Here is a 16,280-nt window from a genome sequence, read left to right on the forward strand (position 1 = left end):
TCCTTAAACAGTTACTTCTGTGCTGCAATCAATTGATCAACAGCATTAAGATAGGGAATCAAAGGATTCATATGATATGGAATCAAAAAGCCAGCGTCTTCAATGACATCGCGGGGAATTGATTTACGACCATCATGTGCCTGAGCGTCCCAGTATTCGAATAGCGTTGTTGCAGGTAACAAAAAGGTCTTGCTTTCATTTGTAAAGCGAATGATGGCAAAGCCAATACCGCCAGCCTTCACACATGCACGAAGATGAATAATCTGGTGCTCATGAAAGTTTTTGAGGGGAAACGATGTTTTGTTTTTGGTTTCCTTAGCATCGAAATCAATGTAATGACCACGATAGACCCCATTATAATCAGTTGTTGACGGTTGCCTGAAGTAGGCTTCCCGAATTGTTGCAGCAGACCTTTTAGGGTAATCAACCTTGACGATTTGAATCGGGGTCGGTTTCTTATGAATCACCGCGATATCGTTTGCCAAGTAATATTGGTTACTTTCGTTCAGCTCAGCTTCTAATGACATACCACGATCACTATAACTAGTGGTCGTGACTGGTTGTTTGTTAGCCGCTTGGTTTGGTCCGTGGTACGCTGCACCGTTGGGGTAACGGATGTTCACTAAAAACCACGCTCCTTTATAATGAACTTATTATATCAGATTTACACGAAGCACCGCGGTTTGCACAGGTTGGTAACATAGTCGTAACGAAGCTTTAATACTTTAATAATTGCTAAACATCGATGATTTCTGTTATGTAATGTGTTGAATATTACGAGAAGTTGCTGATTTACCGTGACTTATGGCAGACTATGATTAATTACAGGGAGGTAACAACACATGAGTCGTTTATGGGTGAGTGGCTATCGCAGTTATGAACTGGGTGTGTTTGGTAATCAAGATCCTAAGTTGACCATCCTGAAGTATGCATTAAAGGAAGCATTACAAAATCAAATTGAAAATGGTGTTGACTGGATCATCACAGGTGGACAGCTTGGTGTCGAACAGTGGGTGATCGATGTCGCCACCGATTTGAAAAAAAGTTATCCGCAAATTCAGGTGGCCATGATGTTACCATTTGCAGAATTTGGTGGTAACTGGAATGAAAACAATCAAGCACTACTGACATCGTTAAAAACGCAGGTTGATTTTTCAGCGACCGTGTCTGAGCATGCTTATCAATCGCCACAACAATTAAAAAATTACCAAGCCTTTATGCTTTCACATACGGATGCAGCACTTTTAGTATATGATTTAGAACATGAGGGTAAGCCGACGTACGATTACCTTGCCATTAAGGCATTTATGGACGACCATCCCTATGGTTTAACGCTGATGGATTTCGACTGGCTTCAAGAAAGTGCCAACGAATATGAAGAAAATCATCGTGAGTCGTTTTAATTTACGTCAACTTGCGCTACAATATTTTAAGTCGTGTTTCGACAAATAGATGAGGTGTAACTTTCATGCAAGAAATCAATTTTTCAACGCAGGACATTCTGCAAAAAGAATTCAAGGAAAAACGGATGGGTTCAGCTTACGACCCAACCGATGTTGATAGCTTCTTGGACTTAGTAATCAAGGACTATGAGACATTTAACCGCGAAGTTTCCCAGCTGCGTGCTGAAAATGAACAGTTATCTGGTAAAGTAGACGACTTGACGCGTCAAGTAAATGCACGTCAAACCGTTTCCAGCAATCCAGAAACGACTAGCCAAGCCAATAACAGTGTCACGAATATGGACATTTTAAAGCGGCTTAGCAATTTGGAACGCCACGTGTTTGGTTCTCAGTTAGATAATGGCAACCAAAGTGTGGCACCACAGGGACAATCAGAAGAACTTAACACAAGTTCTGAATCTGGCTGGACCGAATAATTCTTTGTTAACCAATGCAAATTTCGGGTAATTGGGCGTAACTTATGTTGCGTCAGGAAAGTCCATGCTCGCACAGGCTGTGATGCCTGTAGTGTTCGTGCTCAGTGAAAAAATAAGCTGAGGTACCTCTTTGAGGTAACGGCGGGAAAAAACGGCTACGGTTTCGGCTATGCCTGAGTATCCCTGAAAAGTGCCACAGTGACGATACCAGTTCGGAAACGGACTGGGTGGAACGCGGTAAACCCCTCGAGCGGGAAACCCAAACTACGGTAGGGGAGCTTCACATAGGTAACTGAACTGATTGTGGGGGAGGACTTTGTGTCCTGAGATAGATGATTACCACGGAGTAAGCTGCGCCTGAGGCTTACGATGTACAAAACATGGCTTACAGAAATTTGCAGCAGGCAGAGACTTCTCACGTGTGAGGGGTCTCTTTTTTTGGTTGTAAATGGTAAGATGTCACTAATTAACCGTATTGGACAAGAGCTGATACGCACTGAGGAGAAGTTATGCAAACATTTGAGTTAATGGCCACTTGTGCCGCCGGTATTGAAGCGTTAGTCGGTCGTGAATTACGTGACCTAGGCTATGAGACACAGGTTGAAAATGGTCGGGTCCGTTTTTCTGGAACTGTTAAGGATATTGTTCGAACCAATTTATGGTTGCGTACCGCTGACCGGATTAAAATTATCATTAAGGAATTTCCAGCCGTTACCTTTACGGAATTATTTGATGCGACCCGTGCGTTTGCCTGGGACCAGCTGTTACCAATGGATGCAGCCTTTCCGGTTGAAGGACGCTCACGTGACTCACAGTTGCACAGTGTGCCGGATGCCCAAGCCATCGTGAAAAAAGCGATTGTGGACCAATTAAGCGATGTTTACCATCGGCGGACACGTTTGCCTGAAACCGGCGCGTTATTCCCACTAGAAGTTGCAATTAATAAAGATCAAGTAATGTTGACATTGGATACAACTGGCGATTCTTTGTTTAAACGTGGCTATCGGGTGGCCAAAGGTTCTGCGCCATTGAAGGAAAATATGGCTGCGGCACTGATCTTGTTGACACATTGGAATCCTAAGGACATGCCGTTTGTGGATCCAGTTTGTGGTTCAGGGACATTACCAATTGAAGCTGCTCTGATTGCACGCAACATCGCTCCTGGAATGAATCGGCACTTTGTTTGCGAACAATGGGAATGGTTCCCACAAGATATGATTGATGCCGTCCGCGATGAGGCTGATGATGCAGCTGATTACGACAGCGAATTTGATATTTCTGGGAGTGATATTGACCCAGACATGGTTGCCATTGCCAAAAAGAACGCTCAGGCCGCTGGATTGAGCCAGGACGTACACTTTACGGAAGGTGATGCAACGACCTTTAAAACAGATAAATTAAATGGGGTTATTGTTGCCAACCCACCTTATGGGGAACGGTTGAGTGATGAAGAAAGTGTTCAACGTCTCTATAAAGGAATGGGTCGTGCCTTCAAGCCATTAAAGACTTGGAGTAAGTATATTTTGACCAGTGATTTAGACTTTGAGACTGTTTATGGTCAGCGCGCAACAAAGAAACGGAAACTCTATAACGGTGCCTTGCGGACAGATTTGTACCAATATTGGGGCAAGCCTGAATGGCATCACGATAACTAGCGAGGGTAATATGACACAGTCTGCGATGAGTGCTGCGGAACAGGATTTTCGTGCACTGCTTAAAGAAATGGCGTTATTGGAAAATGCTATTTCGTTATTGGATTGGGACGGGCATACTTACATGCCCAGTGCGGAAGGTACGCAGCGCGCAGAACTAGTTGGCTATTTTAATCAGCGACATTTTCAACTAGAGACCGGCTCTAAAATGACGGCTTTATTGAACTTGTTTGAAGCTGACGGTTCCTTGTTGACAGTGGATGGGCAGGCAATTTATCGTCGCGTTAAACGCAACTATGAGCGTACAGCTAAATTACCGGAAGCCGAATTCGTTGCCTATACCAAATTATTAAGTCAAGCGCAAAATGTGTGGTTAAGCGCTCGCAAACATCAGCAGTTTGCTGAATTTTTACCTTATTTAAAGCAAATTGTAACAGCCAAAAAGCGTTTTATCAGTTATTGGAAGACTGATGAAGCAACCGCATATGACGTGCTCTTAGATCAATTTGAGCCTGGGATGACTGTCGCGAAGCTCGATCCGTTATTTTCTGAATTACAAAGTGGAATTGAACGAATCAATGCCGAAATCGTTCGACCTGGGCAGCAGCCAAATGATCAATTTATGCACCGGTATGTTGATCAAACAACACAGCACCATTTGTCAGAGGCGATTGTTCAGGAACTTGGCTTTGACTTCACGAAGGGTAGCTTGGATATTTCCATGCATCCATTTACTATCGGCATGAATCGTAACGATGTCCGTATTACAACACGTTATGACGATCATGACTTTCAAATGTCATTGTTAGGGTCGATTCACGAGGCGGGCCACGCATTGTATGAGCAAAATGTCGTCGCTAAATGGGATAACACACCGTTAGCAGGTGGTACTTCCATGGGAATCCATGAAAGCCAATCCTTATTTAACGAGGTTTTTCTAGGCAGAAATCCCGCTTTTTGGCAGCATACTTATCCAAGGTTCAGAGAATTGACGGGTGAAATCTTCAGTGATATCGATTTAGATACATTTGTTCGAGGCTTCAATGTCACACGACCAAGTTTAATTCGGACAGAGGCAGATCCACTCACATATCCTTTGCACATTATCATTCGGTATGAACTTGAAAAAGCGATTTTTAACGAAGATCTTGATTTAGATGAACTGCCAATGTTGTGGGCTAAAAAGTATCAACAGTATCTTGGCATCACACCTGATAATGATGTTGAGGGTGTTTTGCAAGATATTCATTGGGCAGGTGGAGACATGGGCTACTTCCCAAGCTATGCGCTGGGACATCTGTATGCTGGTCAAATTTTCCATGCAATGCAGGAGGAACTGGATGTTGAGACCTTGTTAGCCAACGGTGACTTTCAACCACTGATTGATTGGCGCGTACAACGCATTCATCAATTTGGTGGTAGTAAGGAACCAAACGACCTTATTTTGGCAGCAACTGGGGAACCGTTGTCTGCAAAATATTGGTTGGCTTATCAACGTACAGTTTATGAACGCGTTTATCAGTATTAAAATTGAGGAAAAATAGGTTGGCGACAAAAAACACTTTTGTCGCCAACCTATTTTTGATTTGTGAGAGTAAACAGCGAAAACGCGGTCTCAAGCCTTGAATCGCTGTGCAGAATCTAGCCGCTGTCCGTGGCTAAAGCCACTACCACCGTCTTTATTCTTGCTCGGATTCAGAACAGGCTTGATCTCGCTCTGTTATTAAACGTGGGACAAAAGGCAAGCCGCTGTTCAGATTACGAACTGCCTACCGGATTTTAGATCAACTTGTACGGGCGTTCCAGGTCTTGCTCACGACGGTCCATTATTATTTTGATCTAAAACTTAAATTGCTGCCAACTTTTGTGCCACGTGCAGATTGTTTTAATGCTTTAAGCAACTTTTAAGTGTCTGTATGCTAAGCTTGAATGTAATTGGAAAAGGGGTGGCACAAAGACTATGCCAACAAAAATTGCAATCATTGGTGGTGGAATTGTCGGCAGCACTGCCGCATTTTATTTGCATCAGCAGCCTGGTGTTGAAATCATCATGTTTGATGACGGGACTGGTCAAGCAACAAAGGCAGCCGCCGGAATCATTTCACCATGGCTATCAAAACGACGTAACCAGCAATGGTATCGGTTAGCCCGTGACGGGGCTGGTTTATTTCACGAATTAGCCATTGATGCGCATTTAACAGGGACAAGTTTCGCACGTACAGGAACGATTATCACCAGAGACGATAGTGACGACTTGGACGCGCTTGAGCAGCTTGCTTACGAGCGACGTGATAGCGCACCAACGATGGGGGAAATCTATCGTCTAAATGAGGCCTCAATCAAAGCACTCTTGCCATTTGTTCACCACAGCGCGCCAGGCATCCTGATAACGGGTGGCGCACGTATCGATGGTCAGCTTTTTTGTGCGCAGTTGCAGCAGGCGGCGAACGTCATACCTCGACCTGGCCGCGTTTCATTTAACGAAAAAGGCGATCTCGTTGCGAACGGTCAGATAGAAAAATTTGACCTTGTGATTGCAGCGGTTGGTGCGTGGCTCCCGGAATTACTCAATCCGCTTGGATTAACCACGGCAGTTCGGCCGCAAAAAGGCCAGCTGCTTGAGTTAAAGACGCCGGTTTATCAGACGACTCAGCCACAACCAGTATTGATGCCTGAAGGTGAGCGCGATTTTATTCCGACAACACCGGGACAACTTATTGTGGGTGCAACCCATGAAAATGACCAGGGCTTTGATTTGACGCCTTCTGTCGAAGTTGAAAATGACCTGTTAGCATCGGCTAATCGCGTAACGCAGACGTTGACAACGCAGGATATTACTGGGATTCGCGTAGGAACTAGAGCTTACACGCAGGACTTTGCACCGTTTTTCGGAACGCTGGTCGGTCATGAGTCGATTCTTGTTGCCAGTGGCTTAGGCTCGTCGGGATTAACCACGGGGCCATTGATTGGTCAGCTACTGGCGCAAATGGCGATTGGTCAAACCGTGGCTACAGAAAGATATACCAAAGCAACCTCGCAGTACATTAGTTAATACTGTGCAGCGCTTGTAAAGCCAGTTGATGTGCACCATGGTTATCACGCTCAGGGATCCATTGCGTAATGACCAATTGAAAATGGTCTTGAAGGGCTAATAGCTCTGTCGTGAGCTCCGGGTAGTGCTTCATACTTCCTTTACCAACAGCATCTGCGACCAGACGACTATCGGTAAAAAACATGACGGTTGTATCAGTGTTAGTCATTTTAGCCACGGCGGAAAATCCCGCAATAGCTGCCAAAAATTCAGCTTGGTGATTATCTGGTGCTGGCACGATTTGCTTCATTTGATGCTGAGTTCCATTTTCAATAATTAGAATGCCGGCGCCGCTTTGGCTATCGGCAGTTGGGTGCTGTGCATTACTGGCAGCATCTACATAAAGTTTGATAATCATGTTTCCCCTTAAATTTGGTAAAATAGAAGTTAGCGAAGAAAGGAAGTCTGCAAACGAATGACAAAACACCGCTTTTTTTATCGCCCAAGTGGGCTGACCGCAATCATCGTGTGGTCATGGACTGCCATTTTCTTCTTTGGCGGCGTTATTTTTCAGTATGAAATGGCTAAATTTAATTGGCCAGCAATCATTATTGCAGGTTTATTCTTACTGTTTTTGTTGTGGCAATTTATTGGACGTCAAATCATCATTGATGGGCAGAATCTTCGTATTCGGCGTTTGCTGGCCCACAGATCACTGGTTGTTAATATTCAGCAACTAGAACAGCACACCTTTACCGGACATACATGGCAATTTGAGGTGCAGGGTAAGCACTATGCACTACGTTTGTCTAAGCACGCTTTAAATACGATTGAACAGTTAGTAAACGCTTAGTAGAAGTATACCACGTGGCTTGTTAGCGTTAATTATGGGAGGAATCTAATGGCTCAGTTAAAAGATATTGAAATTGCACAGCGTAGCAAGCTGCGTCCAATTAGTGAAATTGCAGCAACTGCAGGCTTAACTGCAGATGAAGTGGAACCTTATGGTCGTTATAAAGCTAAGATTGATTTGCCATTAAGTGGAAAACGCACCGCAGGCAAACTGATTCTAGTGACGTCCATTAACCCAACCCCAGCCGGTGAAGGCAAGACGACGGTAACAGTCGGTTTAGGCGATGGTTTACGTCAAATTGGTAAACGTGCTGTCCTAGTACTACGCGAACCTTCCTTGGGTCCAGTAATGGGTATGAAAGGTGGCGCCACTGGTGGTGGGTACGCGCAAGTCGCGCCCATGGAAGACATCAATTTGCATTTTAACGGCGACTTCCATGCGTTAACAACTGCTAACAATACGTTGGCGGCATTAATTGATAATCATATCCAACAAGGTAACGAACTCAATATTGATCCACGGCGGATTTCTTTGCATCGTGTTTTGGATATTAATGACCGTTCTTTAAGAAATGCTGTCATTGGCATGGGTGGTCCCACTTCAGGTACACCACGCGAAGATCACTTTGATATCACCGTTGCCAGTGAGCTTATGGCCATTTTATGTTTGGCAACTGATTTACATGATTTAAAAGCACGGATTAATCGGATGGTGGTTGCAGAAAATGTTGACCGTCAGCCAGTCACTGTCGCTGACTTAAAGGTTGGTGGCGCCATCGCCTTGCTGTTAAAAGAGGCCATTAAGCCTAACTTGGTCCAAACGCTTGAAGGAACACCGGCAATTATCCATGGCGGTCCCTTTGCGAATATTGCACATGGCTGTAACAGTGTTTTAGCAACGCGAACAGCCTTACAACTCGGCGAATATGCGGTGACAGAAGCTGGCTTTGGTGCCGATTTAGGGGCCGAAAAGTTCCTCGATATCAAAGTTCCAGTGCTGGGACAGTCTCCAGCAGCAATTGTATTAGTTGCGACTGTACGTGCGCTGAAATTACACGGTGGTCAAGCCTTAGCGGAGTTAACAACGCCAGACTTAACAGCTTTAAAGGCTGGATTGGCCAATCTTGGCAAACATATCGAAAGTATGCAGCGTTACCAAGTTCCTGTTGTGGTCGCTGTCAATGCCTTTAGTTCAGACACACCTGAAGAAATTAAGCTTGTACAGGATTATTGTGCGCAGTATGACGTTGAAACTGTCGAGGCCGACGAATGGGCGCATGGTGGTGCAGGGACAACTGACCTTGCCCATGCGGTTGTTCGAGCTGCACAAACGCCTAGCACTTTTACGCCTTTGTATGAACCAACTGACGACATCGTTACTAAGGCGACCGCGATTGTGCAGACAATCTACGGTGGTCGGCGGGTTGTCCTAGAGCCACATGCGAAAGCCCAATTACGTCGCTTTGCAAAACGTGGCTGGGACAAACTACCAGTTTGCATGGCTAAAACGCAATATTCATTATCGGATCAACCTAAGTTATTGGGTGCGCCAACGGATTTTGATATTCACATTCGTGCGTTTGAACCTCGGTTAGGGGCAGGCTTTATGGTTGCCTTAACCGGCAGCATTCTAACCATGCCTGGATTACCTAAACATCCGGCTGCACTGGATATGGACATTACAGACGATGGTGTGATTTCAGGAATTTTTTAAGTCGCTTAAATAAAGGAGTCGTGGGCTAACCACGAGGACATATGGCATATTATTGGATCGTTATTATTCTTTTAATTGGTGCTGATCAAGGCATTAAGTACTATGTGAGCACGAGTATTACATTAGGTGCGACACATGAACTCATTCCTGGTTTATTGTCATTGACAAGTTTGCGTAATGACGGGGCTGCGTGGTCAATTCTATCAGGAAAAATGAATGTTTTTTATGTAATTACGGCTGTTGCAGTTGTGGTATTGCTATATGCAATGTGGCGTTTACGGCACCAACGTTTATACATGTGGGGCATTAGTTTCATGCTTGCTGGCACCATTGGCAACTTTATTGATCGCATTCGTTTGGGGTATGTCGTCGATATGTTCCAATTCGATTTTGTTAAGAATTTTCCAATCAGTAACTTTGCTGATTGGTGCCTGACAATCGGCGTTGTGCTGTTGATTATTGCGGTAATCTTTGATCGTGATGATCAGCCATCAACCAAAAAGGGGCCCCGGCATGCAGCCAGGATGCGAAAGGGTTAGTCATAGATGCAAATAGACGATAAAATTGATGATTTTGAACATGATTTGACAGATATGCCAGTTGAACAAACTTTCGTTATCGAGTCGACTGCCCAAACAGGTCGGTTTGATAAAGTATTGAGCAGCTTAGCTGGAATTACACGCTCTCAGGCCCAAATTGCCATTGATGAGGGACGCGCGCAGCTAAATCACGTGACCGCCAAAAATAAAAATGCGGTTGTTTTGAATGATACGGTCAGCTTTGTTGATCGGAAACCAGAGCCAATTGCCTTAGTTCCAGAGCCAATTGATTTAGATATTGTTTATGAAGACGACGATGTTTTGGTCGTTAATAAACCACAGGGCATGGTTGTACATCCTGCACCTGGGCATCCAAATCATACTTTGGTGAATGCGTTGTTGTATCATAGTCCCTTATCTAAAATTAACGGGAGCTTGCGGCCTGGTATCGTTCACAGAATTGATAAAGACACCTCTGGCCTTTTGATGGTGGCCAAAAATGATCTGGCACAGCAGAGTTTGACGGCACAGTTGAAAGCGAAAACGAATCAGCGACAATATGTCGCATTGGTTCACGGTATTATCAGTGAGGATGAGGGTACCATTGATGCACCGGTGGGACGATCACCTAAAGATCGTAAAAAGATGGCGATTGTTGCTGGTGGACGACATGCGGTCACTCATTTCACCGTTTTAAAACGATATCAAAAATATACATTGGTGAGTTGTGAATTAGAAACAGGTCGAACGCACCAAATCCGGGTTCACATGGCCTATATCGGTCATCCATTGGCTGGCGATCCACTTTATGGACCTAAGAAAACACTTCCTGGCAATGGTCAGTACCTAACTGCAAAAACGCTTGGTTTTAAGCATCCCCGGACCGGTGAACAATTAACATTTACGGTGCCGCTGCCAACCTGGTTTACAGAGATGCTTGATCAACTAGATGCGCGCTGAGACAGGCGTATAATGACACCAGCATAAATTTAAACAACATCTGAATAAGGGGAAAATATACATGGCAAAAGAAGTTGTTGACGCAATGGCAATGCAACGCGCATTGACCCGGATTACGTACGAAATTATTGAGCGCAACCGCGGGATTAGTAACTTAGTATTAATCGGCGTAAAGACGCGTGGTGTCTTTTTAGCACATCGAATTGCAACTAGACTACATCAGTTAGAAGATACTGTTGTTCCAGTTGGTGAATTAGATGTCAGTGAATACCGTGATGATGTCAGTGTGAACATACCTGTTAGTAAGGATGCAATCAGTAATTTAACAGCACCCATCACTGATAAAAAGGTCGTTTTAGTCGATGATGTTTTGTATACCGGTCGGACGATTCGAGCAGCAATGGATGCCATCATGGACCTTGGACGGCCTAATAGTATCAATTTGGCTGTCTTAGTTGACCGCGGGCATCGGGAATTACCAATTCGGGCTGATTTTGTTGGAAAAAACATTCCAACTGCTCAAAATGAACATATTCGCGTATCGGTCGAGGAAGTTGACCAACGTGACAGTGTTGAAATTGTCACAGCTGACGAGGCAACTAAGTAGTCATACTGTTATTAACGTGTTTTGTGCATGAGGGAAGAAGGGTTTACTGCAGATGACAGAGCGCTACTTAATTCTTTCAGACGGAACTACCTATAAGGGACAGGCATTTGGGTCACCTGCAACAACCAGTGGGAACATCGTGTTTAACACCAGTGTGACTGGTTACCAGGAAATCATTACCGACCCGATTTACCATAATCAAATAATCGTATTTAGCACACCGACGATTGGCGCGGTCGGTGTTAACCATGAAAGTTATGAAGCAATTTTACCGACGGCGAAGGGTGTGGTCGTTCGCGAAGTCGCTGAGGTATCCACCAACCGTCAACGGACACTCAGTTTAGATCAATTTTTACGATTCAATAATATTCCAGGTATTTCCGGAATTGATACAAGGCAACTTGTTCGTAAATTGAGAACGCATGTGGGTCCTTTGAATGCCAGCATTGTCGATGTTGCTGATGAGCATGCGTTTGATCAATTGAATGCGACTGTCTTGACCAATCAACAAGTTGCACAAGTTGCGACACCACGGCCTTATGCGAACCCTGGGATGGGTCATAATATTGTTGTGATTGATTTTGGTCTTAAAAGTGGCATTTTAAGGGAACTTGCTGTACGTGGGGCCAATGTCACTGTGATGCCGTACTTAACCAGTGCAGACGCAATTTTAAATTTGGATCCAGATGGCATCGTGTTATCCAGTGGCCCTGGTGACCCGCGTAACTTACCAGTAAGCGTTTTGACCATGATAAAAACGTTGGAAACACGGATTCCAATGTTGGGCATCGGTTTAGGACATGAATTGTTTGCATTAGCCAATGATGCGACCATTGAGCGTTTACCAGTAGCACATCAAGGTATGAACCATCCAATCCGAGAAATCATTACCAATCGCATTATGTACGCTGCCCAAGCTGAAGAGTTTGGCGTAGATCGAGATAGCATTGATCGTAATCAGTTATTAATTACGCATATTGATTTAATTGATCGCTCGATTCAAGGCTTGCGGCATCGTGATTATCCGGCATTTTCAGTCCAGTTTTTCCCAGACGCCGCGCCTGGCCCATGGGAAGCAACGCAAGTCTTCGATGACTTCATCGAATTAACGGGAACACGAGGTGAGCAACGTTAATGACAGCAAATGAAAATAAGCAATCTGCTGAGACAGATTCAAGCCAAAGCCAACGCATCCTCGTGTTAGGCGATAGCGCCAATGATTTTGGTCATGAAACAGAACTTGACGCTGCAGCTTACCAAACGTTATCTGTTTTGCATCGACACAATCTTGATGCCGTCTATTTAAATGACAATCCGTATTCATTTACCATGGACAACCCTTGTGGTGCGACCGTTGTGATGGGTGACCCGACAGACCTAGGAACTGTTCGTCAGGTCATTGAAAGTGAGCACATTACAACCATTATTCCGGTAGTTGGTGGCCGTGACGCGATGCGGACAATTGAAGAACTGATTGCGCATGATTATCTGGATGATCGGCATATAACTGTTTTAGGCGTGCCATTAACAACTGTTCGTCTTATCAATAATCCAGCTTTAATGAATCAAACATTGCGAGAATTAAATGAACCCGTGATTCAATCACAAGTCGCTAGTTCAACTTCGGCAGCCTTTGATTTAGCCCGTGAAATTGGTTTCCCTGTGATCGTTAAATCTGTAGCACCGCGTGGCGAAGGTGATCGTGTTCTGGCAGAAAGTGCCGATCAATTGGACGATGCATTAACTGAAGCTTTTGCACGTTCGCGAACTAATCAAGTGATTGTGGATCAAAGCATCGTGGGTTTGAAGGAGGTTTCCTTTGAGGTTCTGCGAGACGCTCGCGGTACGGAATTATTGCTTGGTGCGTTAGAGGACATGGATCCAGTCGGCATTCATGCAGCGGACTCAATTGAAATTACACCGATTCAAACATTGACTGATCGTGAGTACCAAAAACTCCGGCAGGCTGCCTTTCGTGTGGCTCGAAGACTACGAGTCGTTGGGCTCATGCACATTCAATTTGCCTTGGACCCAGTTCATGATAATTATTTCGTCATGAAGGTCGATCCTTATTACGACCGCGTTTCTAGTTTATTGGCACGGGCCAGTGGCTATCCAATTGCGTTAGTAGCCGCTAATGTCATGCTAGGTGTGTCTCTGGCTGAAGTTAAGCTCCCAAGTGGTTTTGCCAAACGAACAGCGTTGATTGAACCGGTATTAGATCATGTGGTTGTGCGTTTGCCGGTCTTTTCTTTTGACGAGGTACAGCGCCGCGGCATTACCGTTGACCGACAGTTGACCACGGTCCAAAAGTCCGTGGGTGCAACGCTTGGAATTGGCCGTTCCGTTGAGGAGGCAGTGCTAAAGGCGTTGCGGGCAGCTCACTACCACAATCGTGATTTTGCCTTCAATGCGTTAGCGAAGTTATCTGATAATGATCTGATTCAGCAATTGATTCATCCGCATGATAACCGGATCATGTTGCTGCTGGAAGCAATTAGACGCGGCTATCAATCTGATGAACTAGCTGAATTGACACAGATGGACGAATTTTATTTCCATAAGTTACGAAATGTTTATGAGCTAGAAGTTAGCGTGGCTGAACATCCGGGGGACGTTGACTGGTTACATCGTGCTAAATATTATGGCTTCAGTGATGGCCTGATTGCGCAACTATGGCAAACTAATGCGGATGCGGTCATGAATCAAGCGCATTCTGCTGGCATTATCCCCACCTTCAAGACATTAGAACCAACGGCCGGCGAATTTTCTGAAGCAGTTCCGTCATTTTATTCAACATATGAGCTTGAAAACGAAAGTACCCCTCAAAGCGGTGATGTCGCGTTGGTAGTCACAACGGGTGCATTTCGACTAGGCGATGGCGCAGCCGGTGAATATGTGATGACAACCGTCGTTAGTGAACTGCATCAGCAAGGTATCAAAACGGTTGTCATTAGCAATAACCCCAATGCGCTTAGCCTCATTCCACAACTCGGTGATAAGCAATACCTCGAACCACAAGAAATTTCCGATGTTTTAGCCATCATCGAATTGGAACATCCAAAGTGGATTTTCGTGCCTGGTAACCGACTTAAGCTAATCGGTGCTTTGCGATTGCGTCATGAGAATGTGATTGTCATTAATAAGGACAAGGCGCCTAAGTCTGCACAGGATGGCGATCAGTATTTAACGCGAGTGGTTTTCCATACCAGTAAAATTGGTGTGGCTGACCCTCAAGAAATTGCCCAGACTGCTGTTGCACATGATCGGCAAACACTTAAAGCCTCTGAACAAGGTGTGCCAGGTATTGCTGCTGAACCAGGTGCGATGCGTCAAAGTGGCTATTATCAAACGCTTTTCTCTGCCTTAAGTGGTCATTCACGTATGGTAACGACAGCATTGCCATTTACAACCTTAGCTTTATTAAACAAGGGCACGGGTATTAATTGGGTCCGCTTATTAGTTCGAGCTCTGTTGGATAAAACAACGACGGCAGATCGACAACATTTAGAGCAAGGGGCGTTTAAAACAACGACTACCGATGACGTGGCCATGATCGACGTTGCTAGCCGACTCGATCTACGGTGGCACCCAAGTTTGCCGTTACAAGGGGTTCAATTCAAGTTAGGTGCGAAGTTACAGGTGCCGTTTCCCCGTCAGTTCGTTATTAAAGGGTAGTTTGATTTAGACCTTTATGTATTTTACAAATTGTTCAATTGCAGTATACAGATTCGTTTGGAAGGTGGTACTACATGATCGAAAACAGCTCGTCTGTGCCAGACATGGCACAACAGGTTGCACAGTTGGCGGCCGAATTAGATCAACGTTTAAATCAACGACTAAAAGGACTCAATCTAACAGCTGGAAACTATTTCTATCTATTGAAAATCGCAGCTAATCCCGGGATTATGCAGCGTGAGTTTAGTGAAGTGGTGCATGTTAATCCAAGCACCATTACACGTGCAGTTAACCACCTGATCGACCAAGGGTTGGTCGACAAAAAAAGCCACCCGCGTGATGGCCGGGCGACTCGTTTGTTTTTAACATCAATGGGTGAAAAGATTGCTGAGCAGGTACAGGTCGTTGTTGACGAAGTGAATCAGCAATTGCTGACAACGACAGCACCGGCATTACCTGGTTATGAGCAAGTTGCGGTATTGCGTACACAAGTTGCCGCCTTATAATGTTAAGCGTTTTTAAATGTTGGATTATCTTTAAACAAATGCCAATTAGCGACGGTCTGTTGCTGGTTGGCTTTTTTGTCAGCGTGAAGTTGTTCTTGTGATGTCGAAAAAGTGATTTCAGGCTCATCGTTTAACAGTTGGTCAAATACCGCGTCGGCAAATTCATCTAAGTTTGACCCGTAAGAATGGATACTTTCGCCGCCCAAAGAAGTATCAACGGCTGGTGGTAAGATTTCAAACACATGGGTCGGGAGATCTTCTAATTGTAGACGAAGTGTTTCTGTGAAAGCATGTACACCAGCTTTAGATGCTGCATAAATCGGTACCCATGCACCTGGGTTGATGACCAATCCAGAGGAAACATTAATCACCGCACCATTAGGAGCCGCCGTAATCATTGGTAAGAATAATAATGTCAAATGTAGTTGCGCTTCTAAGTTAATCGCCAATTCTTGGTGATACCAGGCCCAGTCATGGGTTAAGTGGTTAAAGTTAACCCAGTGCTGAATCCCAGCATCATTTAAAATGATGTCAAGGTCACTAAAGTTATCAGCGACCCAGTCAGCCAACTGTTGGCGTGCTTCAGCGTTGCTTAAATCAGCCTTGTACGTTTTTAAAGCGGGAACTTCAGCGGTTGCACGATCAATATTTTCTTGACTATAATCAACGGCTAGAACTTCGCTACCATGTTTGATAAACCGCTTTGCAAAAGCCAAACCAATACCTGAAGTGCCGCCAGTGATGAGTACGTGATGATTGTCTAGTTGCATAATGAATTCCTCCTTTTGCCAAGATTGTAACACAAGTTAAGTGCGCTTGCACTTAACTTGTGATTTTTGTTACAATGAAAGCATAAAAGGAG

16 protein-coding genes and 1 other RNA gene are annotated in these 16,280 nt (G+C 44.7%); 14 read left to right on the forward strand and 3 right to left on the reverse strand.

Annotated features, from left to right (window positions below):
* Positions 1-11: 11 nt before the first annotated feature.
* Positions 12-623, reverse strand: a complete 612-nt coding sequence (gene recU, locus IV55_RS02065) for a Holliday junction resolvase RecU (protein ID WP_057808857.1) — start codon at positions 621-623, stop codon at positions 12-14.
* 219 nt (positions 624-842) lie between these two features.
* On the opposite strand from recU, the gene IV55_RS02070 reads away from it, so the two are divergent.
* The 6 genes from IV55_RS02070 (at position 843) to IV55_RS02090 (ending at position 6,583) form a co-directional block, all read left to right on the forward strand.
* A complete protein-coding gene (locus tag IV55_RS02070; RefSeq protein ID WP_057808860.1) occupies positions 843-1,403 on the forward strand; it encodes an SLOG family protein in 561 nt (186 codons plus the stop codon).
* Between the two features lie 65 nt (positions 1,404-1,468).
* The gene (gene gpsB / locus IV55_RS02075) at positions 1,469-1,879 is read left to right on the forward strand and encodes a cell division regulator GpsB (protein WP_057808862.1); all 411 of its coding nucleotides are present in this window, start codon (positions 1,469-1,471) and stop codon (positions 1,877-1,879) included.
* 19 nt (positions 1,880-1,898) lie between these two features.
* An RNA gene (rnpB, locus tag IV55_RS10140) (RNase P RNA component class B) lies at positions 1,899-2,272 on the forward strand.
* Between the two features lie 116 nt (positions 2,273-2,388).
* Positions 2,389-3,534 (forward strand): THUMP domain-containing class I SAM-dependent RNA methyltransferase, encoded by a 1,146-nt coding sequence (locus tag IV55_RS02080; RefSeq protein ID WP_057808865.1) that lies wholly within the window; start codon positions 2,389-2,391, stop codon positions 3,532-3,534.
* Between the two features lie 10 nt (positions 3,535-3,544).
* Positions 3,545-5,059, forward strand: a complete 1,515-nt coding sequence (locus IV55_RS02085; RefSeq protein ID WP_057808867.1) for a carboxypeptidase M32 — start codon at positions 3,545-3,547, stop codon at positions 5,057-5,059.
* A 432-nt stretch (positions 5,060-5,491) separates the two neighbouring features.
* Positions 5,492-6,583: an NAD(P)/FAD-dependent oxidoreductase gene (locus tag IV55_RS02090; protein WP_057808869.1), complete on the forward strand. Its 1,092-nt coding sequence runs from the start codon at positions 5,492-5,494 to the stop codon at positions 6,581-6,583.
* Here IV55_RS02090 and IV55_RS02095 read toward each other — a convergent pair.
* The gene (locus IV55_RS02095; protein ID WP_057808871.1) at positions 6,576-6,980 is read right to left on the reverse strand and encodes a ribonuclease HI family protein; all 405 of its coding nucleotides are present in this window, start codon (positions 6,978-6,980) and stop codon (positions 6,576-6,578) included. The genes IV55_RS02090 and IV55_RS02095 overlap by 8 nt on opposite strands.
* A 57-nt stretch (positions 6,981-7,037) precedes the next feature.
* Between IV55_RS02095 and IV55_RS02100 the strand changes: the two genes are divergently transcribed.
* The 8 genes from IV55_RS02100 (at position 7,038) to IV55_RS02135 (ending at position 15,418) form a co-directional block, all read left to right on the forward strand.
* Complete coding sequence (locus IV55_RS02100) at positions 7,038-7,415, forward strand: EbsA family protein (protein ID WP_057808873.1); 378 nt, start codon at positions 7,038-7,040, stop codon at positions 7,413-7,415.
* A 48-nt stretch (positions 7,416-7,463) separates the two neighbouring features.
* On the forward strand, positions 7,464-9,128 hold the full coding sequence (locus IV55_RS02105) for a formate--tetrahydrofolate ligase (RefSeq protein ID WP_057808875.1): 1,665 nt from the start codon (positions 7,464-7,466) through the stop codon (positions 9,126-9,128).
* Positions 9,129-9,169: 41 nt separating this feature from the next.
* On the forward strand, positions 9,170-9,667 hold the full coding sequence (gene lspA, locus IV55_RS02110) for a signal peptidase II (protein ID WP_057808877.1): 498 nt from the start codon (positions 9,170-9,172) through the stop codon (positions 9,665-9,667).
* Between the two features lie 6 nt (positions 9,668-9,673).
* Positions 9,674-10,627, forward strand: a complete 954-nt coding sequence (locus IV55_RS02115) for an RluA family pseudouridine synthase (RefSeq protein ID WP_371858860.1) — start codon at positions 9,674-9,676, stop codon at positions 10,625-10,627.
* 61 nt (positions 10,628-10,688) lie between these two features.
* Positions 10,689-11,234, forward strand: a complete 546-nt coding sequence (pyrR, locus tag IV55_RS02120; protein ID WP_057808879.1) for a bifunctional pyr operon transcriptional regulator/uracil phosphoribosyltransferase PyrR — start codon at positions 10,689-10,691, stop codon at positions 11,232-11,234.
* 52 nt (positions 11,235-11,286) lie between these two features.
* The gene (locus IV55_RS02125; protein ID WP_057808881.1) at positions 11,287-12,369 is read left to right on the forward strand and encodes a carbamoyl phosphate synthase small subunit; all 1,083 of its coding nucleotides are present in this window, start codon (positions 11,287-11,289) and stop codon (positions 12,367-12,369) included.
* Positions 12,369-14,912 carry an ATP-binding protein gene (locus IV55_RS02130; RefSeq protein WP_057808883.1) on the forward strand — a complete coding sequence of 848 codons (2,544 nt, stop codon included), beginning with the start codon at positions 12,369-12,371 and terminating at the stop codon, positions 14,910-14,912. Before IV55_RS02125 ends, IV55_RS02130 begins: the two co-directional genes overlap by 1 nt.
* A gap of 74 nt (positions 14,913-14,986) precedes the next feature.
* Complete coding sequence (locus tag IV55_RS02135; RefSeq protein ID WP_057808885.1) at positions 14,987-15,418, forward strand: MarR family winged helix-turn-helix transcriptional regulator; 432 nt, start codon at positions 14,987-14,989, stop codon at positions 15,416-15,418.
* Between the two features lie 2 nt (positions 15,419-15,420).
* On the opposite strand, the gene IV55_RS02140 is transcribed toward IV55_RS02135, so the two are convergent.
* On the reverse strand, positions 15,421-16,188 hold the full coding sequence (locus tag IV55_RS02140) for an SDR family oxidoreductase (RefSeq protein WP_057808887.1): 768 nt from the start codon (positions 16,186-16,188) through the stop codon (positions 15,421-15,423).
* Positions 16,189-16,280 lie beyond the last annotated feature (92 nt).

This window comes from Furfurilactobacillus siliginis, assembly GCF_001437435.1.
In the GTDB taxonomy this organism is placed as follows: Bacteria; Bacillota; Bacilli; order Lactobacillales; family Lactobacillaceae; genus Furfurilactobacillus; species Furfurilactobacillus siliginis.

Bases quoted from the DNA above. Each gene is read 5' to 3' on its own strand.
- IV55_RS02070 (WP_057808860.1), top strand. From the start codon at position 843: ATGAGTCGTTTATGGGTGAGTGGCTATCGCAGTTATGAACTGGGTGTG.
- gpsB (WP_057808862.1), top strand. From the start codon at position 1,469: ATGCAAGAAATCAATTTTTCAACGCAGGACATTCTGCAAAAAGAATTC.
- IV55_RS02080 (WP_057808865.1), top strand. From the start codon at position 2,389: ATGCAAACATTTGAGTTAATGGCCACTTGTGCCGCCGGTATTGAAGCG.
- IV55_RS02085 (WP_057808867.1), top strand. From the start codon at position 3,545: ATGACACAGTCTGCGATGAGTGCTGCGGAACAGGATTTTCGTGCACTG.
- IV55_RS02090 (WP_057808869.1), top strand. From the start codon at position 5,492: ATGCCAACAAAAATTGCAATCATTGGTGGTGGAATTGTCGGCAGCACT.
- IV55_RS02095 (WP_057808871.1), bottom strand. From the start codon at position 6,980: ATGATTATCAAACTTTATGTAGATGCTGCCAGTAATGCACAGCACCCA.
- IV55_RS02100 (WP_057808873.1), top strand. From the start codon at position 7,038: ATGACAAAACACCGCTTTTTTTATCGCCCAAGTGGGCTGACCGCAATC.
- IV55_RS02105 (WP_057808875.1), top strand. From the start codon at position 7,464: ATGGCTCAGTTAAAAGATATTGAAATTGCACAGCGTAGCAAGCTGCGT.
- lspA (WP_057808877.1), top strand. From the start codon at position 9,170: ATGGCATATTATTGGATCGTTATTATTCTTTTAATTGGTGCTGATCAA.
- IV55_RS02115 (WP_371858860.1), top strand. From the start codon at position 9,674: ATGCAAATAGACGATAAAATTGATGATTTTGAACATGATTTGACAGAT.
- pyrR (WP_057808879.1), top strand. From the start codon at position 10,689: ATGGCAAAAGAAGTTGTTGACGCAATGGCAATGCAACGCGCATTGACC.
- IV55_RS02125 (WP_057808881.1), top strand. From the start codon at position 11,287: ATGACAGAGCGCTACTTAATTCTTTCAGACGGAACTACCTATAAGGGA.
- IV55_RS02130 (WP_057808883.1), top strand. From the start codon at position 12,369: ATGACAGCAAATGAAAATAAGCAATCTGCTGAGACAGATTCAAGCCAA.
- IV55_RS02135 (WP_057808885.1), top strand. From the start codon at position 14,987: ATGATCGAAAACAGCTCGTCTGTGCCAGACATGGCACAACAGGTTGCA.
- IV55_RS02140 (WP_057808887.1), bottom strand. From the start codon at position 16,188: ATGCAACTAGACAATCATCACGTACTCATCACTGGCGGCACTTCAGGT.